This window comes from Gordonia sp. CPCC 206044, assembly GCF_048537895.1.
GTDB lineage: Bacteria > Actinomycetota > Actinomycetes > Mycobacteriales > Mycobacteriaceae > Gordonia.
The window spans coordinates 85762-105469 of record NZ_JBCLVL010000014.1; the positions used below are offsets into that span (position 1 = coordinate 85762).

The following is a 19708-nucleotide window of genomic DNA, read 5'->3' on the forward strand; positions in this document are numbered from 1 at the left end:
CCGCCGGCCGTGCGCGCGGAACCGACGCACTCGGCCTTGACCCACCGATCACGATCTACTCGTTGCGTTGACCATCGCCGGTATTGGTCTTCGCCGGAGGAACGAGGCGCGCCAGGCGGGCCTTGCGCAAGTTATGGTTGATGATCCACGCGACGTCAGGGTCACGATCGTCGAGTGCCTCGAAGGCGATCAAACCAGGTTCGGGGTCGGCGGCCACCGCCACGCTCCAGCAGTAGCCGAGCCCCTGGCGTAGCGTGCGCACACCCGGCTCGCGCCGTGTCGACGCCGGGCGAGCGGCCAGATCGGCGGTGGCGCGGCGGCAGGTCTCGATGGCGACACCGGCAGCTTCAGGTGTACGCAGCAGGCGCGGCTCGCAGATCGCTGCGGCCGCCGCGCGCTGAACCAACGGATCGGCGTCCTTTGCCCACTTCGACACCACTGACGCCAGACCATCGAAGTCGTTGTCACCAAGGCGTTGGAGTCCGATCGCGACCGCCTCGCGTACCCGCCACCGCGCATCGGCGGCCAGTATCCGCAGCCGTGCCGCCACATCAGGTTCGGTGGCTCTCGGGCCGAGAGCCACCACCCCACAGAAGACCCGGTACTCATCGCCGCTGGCGATCAGTGCCTCGACCAGGTCGTCGGCGGCCAGCTCGGCAAGCGCCATCGCGAGCTCGATGTTGCCGCGCGGCCCGGGAAGACCCGAATGGGTGTCGAGAAACTCCGGCCATGCTGCAGGGTCAAGCCGTGTCAGGTCTTCACGCCACTGTGCAACACCGGGCATATCGCCAGGTTACTGCGAACCGTCGGAGAACCAGTCCCGAAGCGCTTGCGAGACAGCGGATGAGGACTCGACGGGAGCCAGGTGGCCGACGTCGTCGAGCTCGATCACCGAGGGCGTGCCGGGTAGCGCTGCCTGTAGCTCGTAGGCCTGCTGGACCGGAATCCACGGGTCGCGCGATCCCCAGCCGATGCGCACCGGGCACCGCATCTCGCCGAGGTGCTGCGCGACCGGGCGGGTGTCGGCCGGACTGAGCGAGGCGATCTGCCGATAGAACGCAGCCTGGCCGACGGCATCCAGCCACGGCTGCGCCAACGCAGCCACGTCGGACGCCGGCAGGTTGTGATTGACCGCGCCGGCGATGTACTCGGTCACGAGTGCCGCGTGGAGCGCGGGCGGGAGCGCGGCGAACACCTGCGGGTTGTCGGCGACAAGACGGAAGAACGACGACCCCCAGGGGTCCAGTGTCACGATGTCCCAGAGGAACACATCTCGGTACTCGACTCCGTGTAGAAGGTGCGCACCGAGTGCGACCGCACCGCCGACGTCATGCGCGACCATGTGAGGTCTGTCCACATCCCACTGCGCGAGAAGTTCGGTCAGCCGCTTCATCTGGGAGCGAAGGTCGACGAGCACCGCAGGATCCTTGGTGGACTGACCGTAGCCCGGCATATCCCAGAGAAAGACGCGGTAGCCGCGGCTCAGGTCGTGCGCCACACGTGACCAGACACGAGACGACCACGGTGTCCCGTGACAGAGGACGACGTCGCCCACCGGCGTTGCGGTCGGTTCGAGAACGCGAGTCGCGATGACTGCGCCGTCGATTTCCACATCGGTCGGCTCCGGTAGCGGCAGGGGTGCGGACATGCGATCACGCTAAGGCTTCAGGTCACGAGAGACCAGTTCCTCGTCGACGGCGACCACGACTCACTCACCGGCTGCGGCCGCTGCGCGGAGTACGCCACACATCGTCGTCGGTGACGATGCCATCGATCGCTCAGCCTTCGTGACGCCATGGGGGTGCGACGAATGTCACATATGGCCGGCGAGCGAAAGGCCCAGGTCCGCTGACCTGGGCCTTGGCGCATCAGGACTGCCCGGCGAGCACCCGACGTGCGAAACCGTCGAGGTGCGTGCGCAGCGCCTCGATCCGCTGCTGGCGGACGAACTCGGGATCGCCGCCGGAGAAGATCTTCGACGGTCGGACCCGAACGTTCGCGTTGCACTCGAACGCCGAGCACACCAGCGTGCCGACGGTGTCGCCCTTTCGTCCGGCCGGCCCGGCCAGCTTGGCGCTGTAGAAGGCGACCTCGTTGGGGAGCTGGACGTCGGCGCAGAACGAGCATTGCGGTCGGGTGCGGGGTTGGCGTCCGCCGAGTCGCATGGTGATGCCGACGAGATCGTCGTCGACCGGGACGACCATGTACCCGACGAGTGCGAGTTTCGGATCGCGCCAGCCCAGGAAATCCAGTCGGTCCCAATCGAGGTCGCCGAAGTCGGGTGGCAGGGTCAGCGACTTGCGTTCGCGGACCGTGGCATTCACGAGGGACGAGCGGATCTGTTGTTCGGAGAGTGCATGCATGAGTGATCACCTGTGGTTGTTGTCGCAGATGGCCGGCGACCCCGGCCGATGGCATGAGGCAACCGGCGCGGGCCCGGATCGGGACACACGCGCCGGCGGGGCGGGGCGGTCAGTTGTCGCCGGCGATCACGCCGACGACCTCCTCACGCCCACGGGGCGACAACAGGTGCGAGTACACACTCGGCATGGTGCCGCCACCATCCGGTTCCGTCAAACCCGTTTCCCGTCGACATGACCTCCTATGACCTCGATCACCGGATTTGGCCGTGATCTCGACTCTCGCGTACTGTCGATGGCATTGATGCGCTCGATGAGCGCCGTCAAGCGTCGTAGAACGCTTCTTCGACAGGCCACCAGATGCCTGCTCTTTGACTTCATACGGCGAACGAACACGCACAGATGCGTCTTCGCCATCCGACACCTCGCGGGCCACACCGTGCTGCGTGAGGAGTCCACCAGAGAAAGACACGGACCTTGTCCACCACCTTTGCTTCCCTCGGCGTGCCCGCCGAACTCGTGAAAGTCCTTGCCGCCGAAGGTAAGACCGAACCCTTCCGGATTCAGGCGGAAACGCTCGCCGACACGCTGGCCGGCGACGACGTGATCGGTTCCGGCAAGACCGGTTCCGGAAAGACCCTCGCCTTCGCGCTTCCGCTCGTCGCGGGTCTCGCCGAGATGGGCGTCACCCGCAAGCCGGGTGCTCCCACCGGCCTCATCCTCGCTCCCACGCGTGAGCTCGCAACCCAGATCGCGGGTGTGGTCACCCCGCTCGCGCGCGCCATGAACCTCACCGTCACCACCGTCTTCGGCGGTGTGCGTCAGAACCGTCAGGAAGAGGCGTTTCGCCGCGGCGTCGACATCGTCGTCGCCTGCCCGGGCCGACTCGAAGACCTGATGCGCCAGGGCATCGTGCGCCTCGACGACGTCGAGATCACCGTCCTCGACGAGGCCGACCACATGGCCGACCTCGGCTTCCTGCCGGGCGTCACCCGCATTCTGACCGCCACCCCTGCCGACGGTCAGCGGATGCTGTTCACCGCCACCCTCGACAACGGTGTCGACAAGGTCGCGAAGCGCTTCCTGGACAATCCCACCGTGCACTCCACCGAGGAGACCACCGCGCCGGTGCAGATGACCCACCACGTCTACGAGGTCTCGCCGACCGAGAAGAATGCCCTGGTGCGTGAGCTGGCCGCGGGTCGTGGTCGACGGATTCTGTTCACCCGCACCAAGCATCAGGCCAAGAAACTGGCCAAGAAGCTGACCGAGACCGGTATCCCGGCTGTCGATCTGCACGGCAATCTCAGCCAGGCCCAACGTGATCGGAACCTCAAGGCGTTCGGCGGCGAAGGCGTCCGTGTGCTCGTGGCCACCGACGTCGCGGCGCGCGGAGTGCACGTCGACGGTGTCGAGCTCGTCGTCCACGTGGACCCGCCTGCCGAGCACAAGGCGTACCTGCACCGTTCCGGTCGGACCGCCCGCGCGGGCAGCGCAGGTGACGTGGTCACCGTGTGCCTGCCCGATCAGCGACGCGACCTGGGCGGGCTGCTGCGCAAGGCCAACATCAAGGTCACCCCGGTACGGGTGAATGCGCAGTCCGAGCAGGTGGACGCGCTCGTCGGTCCGCGCGCCGAACATGTTGCGCCGCAGCCGGTGCAGCCGAAGGCTCAATCGTCCTCGCAGCCGGCGCGTGGTCGACGCCCGGCGAACGGTCGGGGACGATCCGCCGGGGGCGACCGGAATCGCTCGACGGGCGAGGCGAGGGGCGGTGCCCGTCGTTCGTCCAATCGATCGCACTCCGGTGCGGCGACCGACAACCGCGATCGCGCCCGTGGCGGGCGGAGCACGCAGCGTCGTCAGGCCGCGCGGGCCTGACGACGGCGCCCGGTGCCGTGACGCCGACCCGGCGTCACGGCCAGTCGTTCAGATACGCCCGGTAGGTCCCGACAGGCAGAGTCGCGTCGTAGACGAGCTTGCCCGAGCGTGAGAACTCGGCGATGTGGGGTGCGAACCCCCAGCTGCCGAACGTGTTGCCGTCCGGAAGGGCTTGTGCGTTACCCATTGCGGCGCTGGCGATTCCGGCCGAGTGCTGCTGCTCGCGGACGAGAGTGGCCGTGCGTTTGTCGCTGTCGAGCCGGATCCATTTGATCGACGACGTGCCTTGCTGACGCGTGCCGATGATGTTGTTGTCGAAGACACGGATCGTCGAGGCGTCGACGTACTCTGCGTCGTGCTGGCCGAATGTGGCGGTGCCCGAACCCATGGCGAAATCGGGCCGTGTACCGCCCAACCGCCACTTCACCTTTCCGGTCTGAAGATCGACGTTGTAGATCGCGTTGAGATTGCGGAACGACATCAGCAGGTCACCCGACGGGTCGAGCACGATCGAGTTCATGTGGAACGGGTCGTAGATCGACGAACTCGTCAGCCCACTGGCGTCCACGACACTGGGGCGCGTCCCGGAGTCGGTGATCGGGATGTGATCTCGTGCCGACCACTGCATCAGGACCTTGTTGCTCGCAACGTCGACGACGGAGGCCACGCAATCGAGCATTGTCCCGTCCCGTGGGCCGCCGACCGATGACAGATCGGCCTTGACGGGTACATACGAGGTGATGAGGGCCCGTCCGTCGGGTGTGAGGCGGAACTCGTGGACGTCGGGGTGAATGCTCCCGCCGAGTGTCACCCGTTTGATCACCCGTCCGTGAACATCGGCGATGATGTCGGTTCCGGCGCCGTGCCCGCCGCCACCAGTGCCCTGCCACCAGGTGAGCACCTTGCGCCCCTGGTAGGCCTGGGTCCGGAAGTTGGCGACGGATTGTCCCTTGGGCGGTGTGTACTTCCACAGGACCTTGCCGCTCTTGTCGGCGATCACGTTGGATTGGCCGAACTGGTCGAGCCCGGGGACATTGACCGCGAACGGAACCGCCGCAGCCATACCGGTCGTGTAGAAGATCTTGCCGTCGGATCCGCCGGGGGCATTGACGTGAACGGTGTAGTCGGCGGTGCCGATCGGCAGGGTCGGGAGACGGTCGGCATCCGCAGGCGTCGCGGCGACCATGCCCGCGGCCGTGAGGCCGGCGACCGCGCCGGCCCCGACTCCCGTCAGCCGTCTCCGCAACGTTCGGCGCTCGAACAGCATGATGACATCTCCGCTCTGCAGGGGTCGACGAATCGACTTAATGAATCACGAAATCGTTCAGTTTGGCAAGAGTGGAATCATCCGGCGCTCAACTCGTTTGCGACGTCGTGTGTGAGGTGGCCGGAGTCGGCTACCGTTCAGGCATGACGAAATCGGTCGAATCCGGCGAGCAGGCGTCCCGGTGTGCCGATCGGGCAGAGCAGGCGCCGCTGACCACTCGTGAGAAGCTCCTCCGGGTCTCGGCAGAGCAGTTCGCGGAGAAAGGTTTTCGACAGACATCGGTCTCCGCGGTCGCGCGTGGGCTCGACATCACCCCGTCGGCCGTCTACTTCCACTTCGCGGGCAAGGAGGAGCTCTTTCTCGCTGCCTTCGACCATGAGGTCGGTCGACTCGGCGATGCCGTGATCGGTGCCGGGCCGGACGCCCCGGGCGAGGGCTACTGGCTGGGCATCCTGGACCGGGTGCTCGACACCCTGCCCGAGTTTCCCCTCGTCCAACGGGTCTTTCGCGGGCAGGAGTCCGAGTTGACCGGACGCGTCGTCTCCGGGGAGATCTCGCAACGTCTTCGTGCGGCGGTGTCGATCTCGTTACGCAAGGGACAAGAGGTCGGACGAGTGCGTACCGACATCGACCGGGAGCGGGTGGCCGCCGGCATCGAGGCGATGATGCTGGACTTCCTGTTCGTCGCTGTCCAATCCGGCGACACCGAACGCGCCGCGCGTGCCACGGCGTTGGGCGACCTGATCACGCTCGCGCTGCAGAGACAATGACCGGCGCGTAGCCGTCAGTATTGTCGGATTCGTCAGCTCGCTACGGACTCGTTCGCTAAGCCACGCCGACGATGCGCAGGCCCGCGGCCACCGCGGCCGCCAGGATGATGACGAGAACCAAGGGGGCGCGACACAGGGCCGCGATGATGCCCACGGCGACGCCCGCGGGTCGGGCCCATCCGACGAACTCGTGACCGGCGAACAGGGCTCCCGTCATCGCCACGCCCACCAGCAGCACGATGGCGGCACGGTCGAGGAGTGCCGAGGTCCGTGGGGACATCTCGACCTTGTTGACGAGGATCGGTCCGGCGATCCGGATCAGATAGGTGCCGACGGCGAGCACCGCGGCGCCGATGAACACTCCAGCAGTACTCATCGCGCGTGCTCCGGCGTCCGCGCCTCGGCCCGCGCCGAGGTGCGATGGGCCGGGGGAGTGCGCCGCCGGATCAGTTCCACGCAGGCCAGCCCGACGAGGGCTGTGAGGATGGGGAGTCCGGCAGGCAGGAACGGGGACGCGGCGACGGCGACGATCGCGCCCAGCAGCGCCGCGGCCAGGGTGCGGCGATCCTTCAGCGCGGGCAGCGCCAGGGCTGCCAGTAGTGCAGGGAAAGCCGCGTCCAGGCCGAGCATCTCGGGGTCGGCGACCACGCCGCCGATGGCCGAACCGAGCAACGAGCCGAACGGCCAACTGAGCAGAACCCCTGCGCCGCACAGGAAGAACGCCATCCTTGCCCGGCGTGCGTCGTTCTCGCCGGTGGTGATCGCCGCGGTCTCGTCGTTGATCAGATGCGCGCCGAACAGCATCGGCAGGCCGCGTCCGAGATGCCGTCCGACGGCCAGTCCGTAGCCGAAATTGCGGGTGTTGACCAGCAGGCCGGCCAGCGCGCCGACGAGGGGCGCGCCGCCTGCGGCGATCACTCCGACGAAGACGAACTCCGATGATCCGGCGAGAACGACTGTTGCCACGAGCACGATCTGCCACCAGGGCAGCCCGGCTGTGTGCGCGGCTACCCCGTAGGACATGCCGATGACGAGCACGGATGCACTCATCACCAGGATGGCGCGGACCCTGTCGGCACCGAGTGTTCTCCAAGACGAACGCATGGCCACTATGATGGACATATGGTCGGTGTTCGTCAAGATGGTCAATCGTTCGGTAAACGGGACGCTGGTGACTCTGCGCCCGATCCCAAGAAACTGGTGGCTGCTGCGCTCAAGCGTGAGCGGGCTCGGGCAGGGCTGTCCATCGGGGAATTGGCACGACGCGCCGGGATCGGCAAATCGACTCTCTCTCAACTGGAATCAGGTGAGGGGAACCCGAGTGTGGAGACCCTGTGGGCGTTGTCGACGGCTCTCGGATTGCAGTTCTCCGCGCTCCTGGACACGCCGACCCAGCCGGTCGAGGTGATCAGATTCGGTCAGGGGCCGATCATCCCGGCAGCCGCCGCCGACTATTCGGCGACGTTGTTGTCGACCGCGCGGCCGGGCACGCGACGAGACCTGTATCTGATCAAGGGCGAGCCGGGGGAGCCGCGCGTCTCGGCGCCACACTCGCGGGGAATCGTCGAACACGTCGTGATCAGTGCCGGGCGGGCACGGGTGGGGCCGGTCGACGAGGCGGTCGAGTTGGGCCCCGGTGATTACGTGACGTATGCAGGCGATGTGGAACACGTCTTCGCCGCGCTGGTTCCCGGAACCGTTGCGGTGTTGATCAGCGAATCGGGCTAGTTTCGGAGGACACGCGGTCTCACGCGGGGAGGAACCGGCCGCTGAGGCCGGCTGCGAGCCAGGGTTTGGCGCCCCAGGCGAAGGCTCGCCCGGTGACTGCCGCCCAGGTCGGCGACATCCGACCGTATGCGGTCAACAGGGCGGTGACCGGATCCACGCTGATGTGCACGTCGGGGTGCCGCGGTCGGGCGGGGTCGATCTCCAACTGTCCGTCGGTGAACTCGTACACGAACCGCTCGGTGCAACCGCGCAGCCGGATGTCGTAGGTCGCGGTGTGGTCGGAGGTCTGGTCGACCCAGCTGGGCAGCACTTGGTGGCGTCCGCGTGCGATCAGCGGGGCGACGGCCGGATCGATCTGCCACGGTGCGCCCAGCACCCGGGCGATGTCGTGGCCGTGCACCACGAACTCGCCGATGAGGATGCCCAGAGCGGCGTCGGAGCGGATCCGACGACCGCCGTCGAAGGTCATCAACGGCACCTGCGCGCCGAAGTGACAGACGGTGTCGAGGAGTTCATCGAGATCGTCGAGCAGTTGCGTGGTGAGAACGGTGACGTCCCGGGTGCTCAGATTGGCGATCTGCTTGGCGTTGAAGTCCGGGAGGTCACGCACCAGGCGGGAGAACGACCCCTGTCCGCCGGCCAGGGCGAGGTAACGGCTCGGCGCGCACGCGACGTGGCCGAGGCAATCGGCAACCGTCCATCCCGGAGTGCTCGACAATCGTGTCTCGGGGTCGGCGGCGCCACGCACGAGTTCGACGAACCGTGCCCCGGTTTCGCGTGCGGTGTCGATGTAGTCGAACCGCGAGAACATCACCCTCAACGTGGCCACCCCCACAATGACTGGGCCTCAGAATAAACCGCGGGGACGTCGTCGGCGAGGGTCGTGACCCAACTGTTCTCAACGTTGCTGTCGTGTATTCAATTGTGAACAACGACATTTGCCGTCGCCGACGTGCCGGAGTCGGGACGCCGAATCGACCGGTCGTGGCGCATCCGAGGCATTCACCTCATGTCGAGGTGTGCAGTTCTTCCCGCGCGAAGGTGGACACTCCGACGCGAGGTGACCCGGACACGGAATGTCATGAGATGCAGTGGCTTGGTGTCGGGCGACCCCGGTGTCGGACGCGATCAGGCGAACAGGCCGAGCAGGCGGCGGCGTCCGGGACGCGCCGACTGCGGCAGGAGTCCGGCTTCGAAGTCGCTGAGCAACGAGGTGACCGTCTCGGACGAATCGGTCTTGTTGGTGCCGATGAACCCCGACGGACCGCGCTTGATCCAGCCCGTGACATACGTGCCGGGCAACGGCTCACCGTCGTCGAGGACGCGGCCGGCCTGATGCGGGATGACCCCGCGGGCCTCGTCGAAGGGGAGACCCGGCACCGCGACACCCCGATAACCGATGGAGGTCAGCACCAACGAGGTCTCGATGGTCTCGGTGACGCCCGTCGGTTCGAGGGTGCCGTCGGCGCCGACCCGGTTGTGCGTGACGGTGAGACCGGTGACGGTACCGTCGGCGTCGGTCTCGACGGCGGACGGGGAGCGGTGGAAGGCCAGGCGGATGCGACGACCCGACGGTATGGGCCGCGCGGCTATCTCGGCCAGGAGATCGAGCTTGGCGCGTGTCGTCGGATCGTCGACCTCGAGTTCGGCGACGTCGGTGAGGTCGGCGGGATCGACGACGACGGGGATGCCCTTGTCGGCGAGTCCGATCAGCTCGGGCAGGGTGAATGCGGCGTGTAACGGACCGCGTCGACCGAGGACGACGACTTCCTCGACCTCGGAGGTGCGGAGCGTGGCCAGCGCATGCCGAGAGATCGTGGTGTCCGCGAGCGACTCCGGGTCCGCGGTGAGGATGCGTGCGACGTCCAGCGCGACGTTGCCGTTGCCGATGACCACGGCGCGCGACGTCGCGAGATCGACGGTGAGGTGATCGTGGTCGGGGTGGTCGTTGTACCAACCGACGAGAGCCGTTGCGCTCAGGACGCCGGATGCATCGGCGCCGGGGATGTCGAGGCGTCGGTCGGTGGGGGCGCCGCCCGCCCAGATGACCGCTTGATGCCGATCACGCAGATCCGACAGTGACAGGTCGCGACCGATCGAGGTGCCCAGCCGGATCTCGCAGCGGGTATTGCCTGCGATGTCGTCGAACAGGCGCATCACAGAACGCGTTGCCAGGTGATCCGGGGCGACCCCATAGCGAGCCAGACCGAACGGGCGGCGCAGACGCTCGTAGATCGTCACGGAGACCTGCGGGTGGCGCAGCAGTTCGTCTGCGGCGTACATGGCCGACGGTCCGGAGCCGACGATGCCGACCGACAACGGTGCATCGACTTCCAGGCGGCGTGGTTTGTCGATGGGCGCCAACGGGAGTCGGCGGGCCGGATCGACCGGGAAGCGCGCATCGCCGGTGGCGGTGACGTCGTAGTGCGCAGCGTTGACGTCTGTGAACCGTGCCTGATCATCGGGGAGGCGATGTCCGGGCACGATGGCGCCGACCGGGCAGGCGCTCACACATGCGCCGCAGTCGACGCACGTCGACGGGTCGATGTAGAGCATCTCCGAGGTGCCGAAACCCGGTTCCTCGGGGGTGGGATGGATGCAGTTGACCGGGCACGCGTAGACGCACGAGGCGTCGCCGCAGCACGCCTGCGTGACTACGTGGGGCATTTCAGGTCCGAACGTGAGGTGAGAGGGGAGCCGGCCGGGGCCAGCCGGGATCAGGCTGCCGTGTAGGTCGGCTCGCTGCGGAACCGCGACGGGCGTCCACCGATACCGAGGATCTTCCACAGCATCCGCGAGATCGGGTTCATCAGGCCGCACTGCTCGCCGAGCATCCGGACATCGCCGAACACGTTGCGCAGGAAGCGCTTCGACTCGTCGGACCGCCAGAATATGTCGCGCATGACCTCATCGGGGATGTCGAAACGCTTTTTGAACTTCTTGGGCGGCACCACGATCGCGCCGCACAGGACACGCATGACGATCGGGAACATCAGCGAGAGGGCGAAGCGCTGCATGCGGCCCTTGCGCGGAATGGTCTCGCGCAGCAGATGATGCGCGAAGGAGATGTGGCGTGCCTCTTCGGCGACGTGCAGCTGCATCACTGCGGCCATCGTCGGGTGGAGATCGGCGCGGGTTCGCAGGAAGTCCTTCTGGATGTGGTCGATCGGCTCTTCGCCGCCGAGCACGCCGAAGAAGAAGATCGACGGGAAGATGGTGGCGGCCAACGGCACCAGCGGCGAGATGAGTCGGTAGCCCACCTTGGCACCCGGGACGTCCATGCCGGTTCGGTTGACGAACTCCTGGAACATCAGGGTGTGGTTGCACTCCTCCTTGGATTCGTGCGTGGTGTAGCGGAACTCCTTGGCGCCGTTGGGCAACTTGAAGCTGTACTGCATCAGGCCGCGGATCAGGATGGACTCGAACTGCAGGCCGACCTTGGCGACGTTGGCCTGCCGCCACATGCCGATCTCGATCTGCTTGTCGACCGGCTGCTGCTGGTACCACGGGTGGCGACCGACCGGATCGACCTCCTTCGACAGCACCCAGCGCTCGTCGTCGGGGACGATCGCCATGTGCGGCGCATCCCAGTCGATGTCGACGTACGGGTCGAAGTTACGGTGGACGGACGCAGCCGACAGATCGTCGAGAACCTGGGTGTAGTCGTCGTCGGAGCCCGTCTTGTCGTGCTCGGGCGTGTACGTCAGTGCGTTGCTCATCGTGAACGACCCTTCTTGTCGTCGTCCGGGCCCTGCCGTTGCGGGCCGGTGCCGCACGATCGGCGGTCGGTGATGTCGCCGAAGGTAGTTCGAATCGGGTCCATTTGTCAACACTCAATGTCACGGTTTCGGATGGCACGGGGTGCGCGGGCGTGCCGTGGCCGGTCGCCGTGACGCGGTGGGGAGAAGATGGACGGCATGGAGAAGATCCTCATCGTCGTGATCGCGGTGTTGGGTATCGCGGCGGCGCAGGTCATCGGCCCGCGCGTTCGTGTCGCACCACCGCTGATCCTGGTCGTCGTGGGTGCGGTGATCGGCGTGATGCCGTTCGTCCCGGCCGTCGACCTGGACCCCGAATGGATTCTCATCGGTGTGTTGCCGCCGCTGCTCTATTCGGCGGCCGTGTCCATGCCGACGATGGACTTCCGTCGGGACTTCGGCGCGATCAGCGCTCTGTCGGTGCTGTTGGTGCTGATCAGCTCGGTCGTGCTGGGTCTGTTCTTCGCGGCGGTGATCCCCGACCTCGACCTGGCGACCGGCATCGCGTTGGGTGCGATCGTCAGCCCCACCGACGCGGTGGCGACGCAGATAGCCAAACGCCTGGGGGTGCCCCACCGCGTCACCTCGGTGCTCGAGGGAGAGAGCCTGCTCAACGATGCGACCGCGCTGGTCGTGTTGCGGTCGGCGATCGCCGCGATTGCCGCCGGGATCTCGTTTGCGAACGTCGCGCTGGATTTCGTGCTCGCCGTCGTCATCGCCGTGGTGATCGGCACGATCGTGGGATGGCTCAACCTGGCCGTTCGGGCCCGCGTGCAGGACGCGACCGTCAACACGGCGATCTCGTTCACCGTCCCGTACCTCGCCTATCTGCCCGCCGAGGAGCTCGGCGCGTCGGGTCTGGTCGCAGCGGTCACCGCCGGCCTGATCACCGGCGCAGGCGCGGTCCGCTTCCTGACCCCGCAGCATCGATTGTCCGATTCGCAGAACTGGCGAACGGTGGAGCTGATCGCCGAAGGTGGCGTCTTCCTGCTGATGGGGCTGGAGCTCTGGGGATTGATCGTCGACGTGCACAACGATCACGACGGCGTCGGTACCGCCGTCTGGATCGGCATCGTCGCGCTCGTGTTGACCGTCATCGTGCGGTCGCTGTATGTCGCTCCGCTGGTCTGGGCGCTGGATCGTTCGGCACGGCGCGGCACCGAGATGAGGCCCGTCTTGGCCGACATCAACGCCACGATGCGCGAACGGCAGGGCGACGCCGTCACCAGACCGCTGCGACGCTCCCGTGCCGATCGGCCCGATCGACGCGCGCGATCGGCGGTCCGTCGCGAATGGCAACGCTTGCGACGACGGATGGAACCGCATCACTGGACCGGGGTCGAGGATCTACCGCCGACCTCCCCGGAAACCGCTCGGATGGTCAGCCACAAGCTGACCCGGCAGATCGCCGACATCGACTACTACCGATCGGCGCCGCTGGGACCGAAGGAAGCGACCATCGTGGTGTGGGCGGGTCTGCGCGGTGTGGTGACGCTGGCCGCCGCCCAGACCCTTCCCTCGGACACGCCGTCGCGGTCGCTGTTGGTGCTCATTGCCTTCGTCGTCGCGGCCGCGTCGCTGCTGTGCCAGGGCGGTACCCTCGCATGGCTGATCAGGGCGCTGCGCATCACCGACGACTCGGAGGACCGGGCCAAGGAGCATGCGCGGCTTCGTGCCCAACTGTCCACGACCGCCCAGCGGACACTCGCCGGCTCGGACCTCACGAAGCGTTATCCCGCGCTGCGCAAGCGTGTGGAGCAACTCACCAGGGGCGCCGACACCGAGGACTATCTGGTCGGGGTGAACATGAAGTTCCGCAGCGCTTTTGAGCAGGCTCGCCGCGAGATCATCGCCGCGCAACGGGCGACATTGCTGCGGATGCGCGATCAGGGCACCTACCATTCCGCGTTGCTCGAGCAGGAGCTGCGACAACTCGACGCCGAGGAGATCAGTCTCGACCTGCGGGCCGAGGACTGACCGCCTCGACGCCGGGTTCAGCGCCGGGACTGATACGGCAGCAACGCCATCTCGCGGGCGTTGCGGATGGCCGTGGCCACCTGCCGCTGCTGCTGGGGTGTCAGGCCGGTGACCCTCCGGCCGCGGATGCGGCCACGGTCGGAGACGAACTGGCGGAGCAGTGCGACATTCTTGTAGTCGACCGGGTTGCGGCCGTCCGGGTGCACACCCGCAGCTGTCAGCAGATTGCGGGCCCGCTTCACCGGTGGGTCCGACGGTCGCCCGATGTTCTTGCGTGACAAGGTTTCCTCCTGTTGGGTGTACTCCTGTGGCCCGGTCCGGTCACCAGCTCGATTTACGGATCCCGGGCAACTCGCCGCGGTGTGCGAGCTCGCGGAAACGAACTCGCGACAACCCGGCCTTGCGGATGTGACCGCGTGGTCGGCCGTCGACCGCGTCACGGTTGCGTAGACGGGTGGGGCTCGCGTCGCGGGGTAGACGTGCCAGACGGCGCTGCGCGTCGAGCCTGTCGTCGATGTTCGTGGTCGGCGCGGCGATCACGCGTTTGAGTTCGGCCCGTGTCTGCGCGTGGCGCGCCACCGTCTCACGGCGTTGTCGGTCGCGAACGATCTTGGACTTCTTGGCCATCAGCGGTCCTCTCGGAACTCCACGTGGCGTCGGACCACGGGGTCGTACTTGCGCAGCACCAGTCGATCCGGGTCGCTGCGGCGGTTCTTGCGGGTGACGTAGGTGTATCCGGTGCCGGCCGTGGAGCGAAGCTTGACGATCGGGCGAATCTCGTTGCGGGCCATCAGATCTTCTCTCCCCGGGCACGCATCGTGGCCAGTACCGACTCGATTCCGTGTTTGTCGATGGTCGAGATGCCCTTGGCGCTCACGCGCAGCGTCACGTATCGGCCCTCGCTCGGCACGTAGAAGCGGCGGCGCATCACGTTGGGGTTCCACCGCCGCGATGTCCGCCGATGCGAGTGCGAGACCTGTTTGCCGAACCCGGGTTCGCGTCCGGTCACCTGGCATCGTCGAGACACGACGACCTCCTCTTGTTGAAAACGATTGGCGTTAAGGCTCGACTCACGGTAGCGTCGGCGACGCATAAATGGAAATTGTTTCCAATAAGGAGGGTTTGTGGAGGACGAACTGGCGGCGGGCGTGCGAAGTCGGGGCGGCAGTGACCATCGCACACCGATCATCCTGGTGACCGGGCTGGACCGGGCCGCCGTCATCCGGGCGGCCGAAGCGCTCGTCGACCCGACGGGATCTGGTGGTGACGTCCTGGTTCACCACGATCTCGACCGGGTCGACGACGGACATGTGCGGCGCCGTCTGCGGTGGGTCGAACGTTCCGGGCAGTACCGCGACCGGGAGACCGAGATCGAACTCGCCCACGGGTGCGTCTCGTGCACCCTGCGCGAGGATCTGTTGCCGTTGCTGCGTCGTCTGCACCGCCGGTCGTCGGTGCGCCGGATCGTCGTGGCGTTGGACCCGGTTCTCGAGCCGGAACGCATCTGCTGGTCGATCGAGAACGTGCTGGTGGCCGACATGCCGGGCTTCGTGGACGGGCCGGCTGCCCGTGACGTGCGGATCGAGGCGACCCTCGCCTGCGTCGCCGAGTTCGACTGGCTGGAGGCGGCCACCGGAGATCTGGCGGTGTCGGAGGTGGGCCTGGGAAACGTCGCCGATGATGACCGGACCCTCGCGCAGCTGGCGGTGGGGCAGGTGGCGTTCGCCGACGCCATCGTGGTGGCAGGGTGCGACCCGGCCATGCGCGACGCGTGGGAGTCGGCCCGGCTCGCGGCAGTGCTCAAACGTCTCGCTCCGGGTGCGCCCATAATGATGGAGCTCCCACAACGCCGGCTCACCCCGCTGCTGGCCGAGCGGCTCGTGGCGTCGGTGGGCCCCACGGCGCGACGCGGTCGTGTCGACGGCCCACATGACCCGCTGCTGCGGGGAGAACCGCCGCTGACCGACGACTGCGGCGTCACGTGGATGGAGTTCCACTCCGATAGGCCGATGCACCCGGGTCGGCTGCACGAGGCCATCGACTCGCTGCTCGACGGTGTCGTCTGTGCGCGCGGACGGCTGTGGTCGGCGGCCGACCCCGACCACGCGTTGTGGCTCGAATCGGCCGGTGGCGCGCTACAGGTGGCGCCCGGGGGTCGGTGGGTCGCGGCGATGGACGAGGCCGACCGCGAACGAGTCGATCCGGAGCGTCGCGCGATGGCGGCGCTGCGCTGGGACGACACCTACGGTGACCGGCACACGTCACTGGTGGTGCTGGTGCACCGCGCCGACCCGACCGCGATTGCCGAGACCTTGCGGGGCGCCTGCCTGAATGAGGTGGAATTCGCTGCGGGGCCCGATTTTTGGCGCACCTACGAGGATCCGTTCGGCGCCTTCCACAGTGATCCCTGCGACGACCTCGACCAGTCGACCACACCGACCGCCGAAGTGTTCGGTGGCATCGAGATCAACGAGACCCGAGAGGATTACCTGTGAAGCGAGACATTCATCCCGACTATCAGCCGGTGGTGATCGCGGACGCATCGACCGGGCATGAGTTCCTCACCCGGTCCACTGCGACCTCCACGGACATGGTCGACTGGATCGACGGCAACCGCTATCCGCGAATCACCGTGGACGTCACCAGCGAATCGCACCCGTTCTACACCGGGGTGGCGCGGGTGGCCGACGTCGCGGGCCGCGTGGAGCGGTTCCGGCGTCGGTACCCGAACCACGGCCGAGCGTAATGGTCGGGTGAACAACGGTTTTCATTTCGGTGTCCCGCTCAGGACACCAGAACCGGACCGGTGCCGAAGAGGAAGATGACGAAAGTGGCGAGCAGGAACCATGATGCGCCTTGCCAGACCTGCCATTTCCCGCCGCGCTTCCAGTTCCGGTAGGTCCGCCACAGGGCTGTGAGCGCGCCCACCAGCATGATGACCGGTGCGGCGATGATCAGCGCGGTTCGGACTCCGTCGCTCGATGCGGCCGCGACCAACAGTGCAGCGATGGCGAAACCGACTGTGACACAGCCGTGTACGACGGCCTGGCGCATCTCGTCACCGGTCGGTGCGGGTCTGTTGGGTTCGTCGTCCACTGTGTTCGTCTCGGATTCGGTATGTGTACGCATGGCTTCTTTGAGCCTACCCTGCTGTGAAAAGTCCTGTGACCGGGACCTTTTGCCATTGCCGAGGAGGCGTCGGCGGGGCAGGATGGATAGGAGAGGTCAATGTTGTCCACGTGAGGAGATGAGGCCCGAGATGAGTGCGATACTGGTCGGTGTTGATGGGTCGGATGCGTCCAACGCCGCCGTGCAGTGGGCTGCGAAGGCCGCTGCCGTGGAGGAGGTCGAACTCCGGCTGGTCGGTGTCTACGACATCAGTACCAGCAACTACGCGCCTGGCCTCATCATCCCGCAGGACGTCGTCGACGCGATCAAGCAAGACGCCGCAGATGCGGTGAAGGCCGCGGCCGCGCTGGCCGAGCAGGCCGCGCCCGGTGTCTCGGTGCAGTCGTCCATCGTCGAGGGCGACGCGGCGCGCGCGCTCCTCGAACTCGGTAAGGATGCCGGCACCATCGTGCTGGGCACCCGTGGCCTCGGGTCGGTGCGGGGACTGTTCCTCGGTTCCGTCGGCGTCACGGTGGCCGCGCACTTCCACGGCCGTGTCGTGGTGGTGACCGGTCCGGGCGGAGACGGACCGGTGGTCGTCGGCGTCGACGACTCGCCGGTCAGCGATGCCGCGGTCGCCGAAGCGTTCCGTCAGGCGGCGTTGCGCAAGGCCAAGCTGGTCGCCGTGCACACCTGGACACCGTTGGACGTCGATGCGCTGCACGGTTACGGGATCGAGCCCGACGAGATCGCCCGGATGTCCGAAGAGGCGGTGCAGGCCGTCGCCGAACGGCTGGCGGGGTACAGCGAGAACTATCCCGATGTCGTGGTCGAGCGGGTGGTGATCCCGGAGGAGCCCGCCAAGGCGGTGCTCGACACCGCCGGTGCCGACGCGCAGGTCATCGTGGTGGGCAGTCGTGGCCGCGGCGGCTTCAAGGGGCTCCTGCTCGGCTCGACCAGCCAGAAGATCCTGCACCAGTCCGATGTGCCGGTGATGGTCGTCCGTACCTGACGGACCCGCCGGTCGTAGGCGACTTCAAGTTCGCTTGAAGTCGCCTACGATGGGCCCGTGACGCTGAAAAAGCTCGAGCTCTCGGTGGGTGAGCTGGCGCAGCGCGCCGGCATCGCCCCGTCGGCGGTCCGGTTCTACGAGGATCAGGGCCTGATCTTCAGCCGCCGAACCTCCGGCAATCAACGTCGTTACCACCGGGCGATGTTGCGGCGGGTGGCGTTCATCCGCGCCTCCCAGTCTGCGGGAATCCCGCTCGCGGTGATCGCGGATGTCCTGTCCGAACTCGGCAATCACGAGTCGCCACCGAAATCCATGTGGGAGGCGGCGTCCAAACGCTGGATCGACGACATCAACCACCGGATCGCCCTGTTGGAGAACATGCGCGACATGATCGGTTCCTGCGTCGGATGTGGATGCCTGTCGCTGGGGGAATGTCACCTGCTCAACCCCGGTGACGAGATGAACAAGCTCGGTCCCGGTCCACGTCGACTGATGCGCGACTGACACCTGAGGTGCGCGGCCCGGCTGCCGGTCTCGGTGACGAGATGCCCGGGGCGGCTGGCTAGGGTGTGCATCATGCTGGCGCCGACGGACACGAAGGGGACGCGGTGAGACAGATTCCCCGCGGGATCTGGGTCCTGTTGGCCGCCAACGTCGTGATCGCGCTCGGGTACGGGCTCATCGCTCCCGCCCTGCCCGCCTTCGCCCGCACCTTCAACGTGAGCCTGACCGCCGCATCGGCGGTGGTCTCCGCATTCGCGGTCATGCGGTTGGTGTTCGCACCGACGACCGGGCGCCTGGTCACCGTGTTCGGTGAGCGGCGCATCTACCTCATCGGTCTGCTCATCGTCGCGTTGAGCACGTTCGCCTGTGCGTTCGCGCAGGGCTATTGGCAACTGCTGATCTTCCGTGCGGCCGGCGGAATCGGCTCCACGATGTTCACCGTGTCGGCCATGGCATTGCTGATCCGGATGTCACCGGGGGACATCCGCGGCCGGGTGTCGGGGTTCTTCTCCGCGGGTTTTCTGATCGGCAACATCACCGGCCCGTTGATCGGTAGCGCGCTGCTGGGTTTCGGGTTGCGGATGCCGTTCGTCGTGTACGCGATCGCGCTGGTGATCGCGGCCATCGTGGTGGCCACCCAACTGCGTGACCACGGGGATCGTCCCGAACCGGGGACACAGAGCTCCGAGGGTGTGATCCGATTCCGGACCGCGTTGCGCGACAGGACCTATCGGGCCGTGCTGGCCTCCAACTTCGCGCAGGGCTGGTCGTCGATGGGTGTGCGGGTGGCGGTGGTGCCGCTGTTCATCACCGATGCCCTCGACGAGTCGGCCAGCATGGCCGGGGTGGCCTTGGCGGCCTTCGCGGTCGGCAATGTCGCGGCCATCGTCGTCGCCGGGCGACTGTCGGACACCTTCGGACGACGCCCGATCATGCTGCCCGGGCTGGCAATCGCCACCGCGGGCACCGCGGCACTGGGCTTCGCGCCGAACCTGGTGGTCGCGCTGTTGCTGTGCGCGGCAGCCGGAGCCGGGTCCGGCCTGTTCGCGCCGACACATCAGGCAGCGCTCGCCGACGTCCTCGGCAATCGTCAGCAGGGCGGTTCGGCGCTGGCCGCCTATGGCATGTCGTCGGACCTCGGGGCGGTGAGCGGACCCGTCGTGGTCGGCTTCGTCGCCGACAGTGCAGGTTTCGGCCCGGCGTTCGTCCTGACCGGCGTCGTCACCGCCGTGGCCTTCGTGTTGTGGTCGCTGGCCGCGGAGACCGCACCCGCCGTGGTGGGTAGCAGGGCTCATGTGACCGACCCGGAACCAGACCCGGACCCCGACGCGACCGGGTAATCCGGT

At 67.1% G+C, this 19708-nt stretch carries 23 protein-coding genes; 9 read left to right on the forward strand and 14 right to left on the reverse strand.

The features are described 5' to 3' along the window. Positions 1 to 55: 55 nt before the first annotated feature. The 3 genes from AAFP35_RS20445 to AAFP35_RS20455 all read right to left on the reverse strand — a co-directional run bounded on the left by AAFP35_RS20445 (position 56) and on the right by AAFP35_RS20455 (position 2363). Positions 56 to 784 carry a HEAT repeat domain-containing protein gene (locus AAFP35_RS20445; protein WP_419223478.1) on the reverse strand — a complete coding sequence of 243 codons (729 nt, stop codon included), beginning with the start codon at positions 782 to 784 and terminating at the stop codon, positions 56 to 58. A 9-nt stretch (positions 785 to 793) separates the two neighbouring features. Further along, positions 794 to 1648: an alpha/beta fold hydrolase gene (locus AAFP35_RS20450; RefSeq protein ID WP_419223479.1), complete on the reverse strand. Its 855-nt coding sequence runs from the start codon at positions 1646 to 1648 to the stop codon at positions 794 to 796. A gap of 220 nt (positions 1649 to 1868) precedes the next feature. Next, on the reverse strand, positions 1869 to 2363 hold the full coding sequence (locus tag AAFP35_RS20455; protein WP_419223480.1) for an FBP domain-containing protein: 495 nt from the start codon (positions 2361 to 2363) through the stop codon (positions 1869 to 1871). A 474-nt stretch (positions 2364 to 2837) separates the two neighbouring features. Between AAFP35_RS20455 and AAFP35_RS20460 the strand changes: the two genes are divergently transcribed. Next, entirely contained in the window at positions 2838 to 4238 is a 1401-nt protein-coding gene (locus AAFP35_RS20460) for a DEAD/DEAH box helicase (protein ID WP_419223481.1), read from the forward strand. Positions 4239 to 4272: 34 nt separating this feature from the next. Here the strand turns inward: AAFP35_RS20460 and AAFP35_RS20465 are convergent, their stop codons facing one another. Then, on the reverse strand, positions 4273 to 5505 hold the full coding sequence (locus tag AAFP35_RS20465; protein WP_419223482.1) for an arylsulfotransferase family protein: 1233 nt from the start codon (positions 5503 to 5505) through the stop codon (positions 4273 to 4275). Positions 5506 to 5648: 143 nt separating this feature from the next. On the opposite strand from AAFP35_RS20465, the gene AAFP35_RS20470 reads away from it, so the two are divergent. Further along, entirely contained in the window at positions 5649 to 6275 is a 627-nt protein-coding gene (locus tag AAFP35_RS20470) for a TetR/AcrR family transcriptional regulator (RefSeq protein ID WP_419223483.1), read from the forward strand. 55 nt (positions 6276 to 6330) lie between these two features. On the opposite strand, the gene AAFP35_RS20475 is transcribed toward AAFP35_RS20470, so the two are convergent. Continuing rightward, a complete protein-coding gene (locus AAFP35_RS20475) occupies positions 6331 to 6651 on the reverse strand; it encodes an AzlD domain-containing protein (RefSeq protein WP_419223484.1) in 321 nt (106 codons plus the stop codon). Next, complete coding sequence (locus tag AAFP35_RS20480) at positions 6648 to 7379, reverse strand: AzlC family ABC transporter permease (protein WP_419223485.1); 732 nt, start codon at positions 7377 to 7379, stop codon at positions 6648 to 6650. Before AAFP35_RS20480 ends, AAFP35_RS20475 begins: the two co-directional genes overlap by 4 nt. A gap of 18 nt (positions 7380 to 7397) precedes the next feature. On the opposite strand from AAFP35_RS20480, the gene AAFP35_RS20485 reads away from it, so the two are divergent. Further along, positions 7398 to 8003: a helix-turn-helix domain-containing protein gene (locus AAFP35_RS20485; RefSeq protein ID WP_419223486.1), complete on the forward strand. Its 606-nt coding sequence runs from the start codon at positions 7398 to 7400 to the stop codon at positions 8001 to 8003. Positions 8004 to 8022: 19 nt separating this feature from the next. On the opposite strand, the gene AAFP35_RS20490 is transcribed toward AAFP35_RS20485, so the two are convergent. The 3 genes from AAFP35_RS20490 to AAFP35_RS20500 all read right to left on the reverse strand — a co-directional run bounded on the left by AAFP35_RS20490 (position 8023) and on the right by AAFP35_RS20500 (position 11722). After that, entirely contained in the window at positions 8023 to 8814 is a 792-nt protein-coding gene (locus AAFP35_RS20490; RefSeq protein ID WP_419223487.1) for a maleylpyruvate isomerase family mycothiol-dependent enzyme, read from the reverse strand. 317 nt (positions 8815 to 9131) lie between these two features. After that, the gene (locus tag AAFP35_RS20495; RefSeq protein ID WP_419223488.1) at positions 9132 to 10670 is read right to left on the reverse strand and encodes a 4Fe-4S binding protein; all 1539 of its coding nucleotides are present in this window, start codon (positions 10668 to 10670) and stop codon (positions 9132 to 9134) included. Between the two features lie 50 nt (positions 10671 to 10720). Next, positions 10721 to 11722: an AurF N-oxygenase family protein gene (locus AAFP35_RS20500; RefSeq protein WP_419223489.1), complete on the reverse strand. Its 1002-nt coding sequence runs from the start codon at positions 11720 to 11722 to the stop codon at positions 10721 to 10723. Positions 11723 to 11920: 198 nt separating this feature from the next. Between AAFP35_RS20500 and AAFP35_RS20505 the strand changes: the two genes are divergently transcribed. Beyond that, complete coding sequence (locus AAFP35_RS20505) at positions 11921 to 13738, forward strand: cation:proton antiporter (protein ID WP_419223550.1); 1818 nt, start codon at positions 11921 to 11923, stop codon at positions 13736 to 13738. Between the two features lie 17 nt (positions 13739 to 13755). Here the strand turns inward: AAFP35_RS20505 and rpsR are convergent, their stop codons facing one another. The 4 genes from rpsR to rpmB are packed head-to-tail and all read right to left on the reverse strand — an operon-like array spanning position 13756 to position 14765. Beyond that, on the reverse strand, positions 13756 to 14019 hold the full coding sequence (rpsR, locus tag AAFP35_RS20510; protein WP_419223490.1) for a 30S ribosomal protein S18: 264 nt from the start codon (positions 14017 to 14019) through the stop codon (positions 13756 to 13758). 40 nt (positions 14020 to 14059) lie between these two features. Continuing rightward, complete coding sequence (gene rpsN / locus AAFP35_RS20515; protein WP_419223491.1) at positions 14060 to 14365, reverse strand: 30S ribosomal protein S14; 306 nt, start codon at positions 14363 to 14365, stop codon at positions 14060 to 14062. Further along, positions 14365 to 14529, reverse strand: coding sequence for a 50S ribosomal protein L33 (gene rpmG / locus AAFP35_RS20520; RefSeq protein ID WP_419223492.1), 165 nt, complete (start codon positions 14527 to 14529; stop codon positions 14365 to 14367). Before rpmG ends, rpsN begins: the two co-directional genes overlap by 1 nt. Beyond that, entirely contained in the window at positions 14529 to 14765 is a 237-nt protein-coding gene (gene rpmB, locus AAFP35_RS20525; protein WP_419223493.1) for a 50S ribosomal protein L28, read from the reverse strand. The genes rpmG and rpmB overlap by 1 nt, the downstream gene beginning before the upstream one ends. 97 nt (positions 14766 to 14862) lie before the next feature. On the opposite strand from rpmB, the gene mrf reads away from it, so the two are divergent. Then, positions 14863 to 16233, forward strand: coding sequence for a ribosome hibernation factor-recruiting GTPase MRF (mrf, locus tag AAFP35_RS20530; protein WP_419223494.1), 1371 nt, complete (start codon positions 14863 to 14865; stop codon positions 16231 to 16233). After that, positions 16230 to 16484, forward strand: coding sequence for a type B 50S ribosomal protein L31 (locus AAFP35_RS20535; RefSeq protein ID WP_419223495.1), 255 nt, complete (start codon positions 16230 to 16232; stop codon positions 16482 to 16484). Before mrf ends, AAFP35_RS20535 begins: the two co-directional genes overlap by 4 nt. Positions 16485 to 16522: 38 nt before the next feature. Here the strand turns inward: AAFP35_RS20535 and AAFP35_RS20540 are convergent, their stop codons facing one another. Next, positions 16523 to 16867: a hypothetical protein gene (locus AAFP35_RS20540; RefSeq protein WP_419223496.1), complete on the reverse strand. Its 345-nt coding sequence runs from the start codon at positions 16865 to 16867 to the stop codon at positions 16523 to 16525. Between the two features lie 130 nt (positions 16868 to 16997). On the opposite strand from AAFP35_RS20540, the gene AAFP35_RS20545 reads away from it, so the two are divergent. From AAFP35_RS20545 to AAFP35_RS20555, 3 genes are all read left to right on the forward strand, one after another. Continuing rightward, positions 16998 to 17858: a universal stress protein gene (locus tag AAFP35_RS20545; protein ID WP_419223497.1), complete on the forward strand. Its 861-nt coding sequence runs from the start codon at positions 16998 to 17000 to the stop codon at positions 17856 to 17858. A 57-nt stretch (positions 17859 to 17915) separates the two neighbouring features. After that, positions 17916 to 18362, forward strand: a complete 447-nt coding sequence (gene soxR / locus AAFP35_RS20550) for a redox-sensitive transcriptional activator SoxR (RefSeq protein ID WP_419223498.1) — start codon at positions 17916 to 17918, stop codon at positions 18360 to 18362. A 104-nt stretch (positions 18363 to 18466) separates the two neighbouring features. Beyond that, complete coding sequence (locus tag AAFP35_RS20555) at positions 18467 to 19702, forward strand: MFS transporter (RefSeq protein WP_419223499.1); 1236 nt, start codon at positions 18467 to 18469, stop codon at positions 19700 to 19702. Positions 19703 to 19708 lie beyond the last annotated feature (6 nt).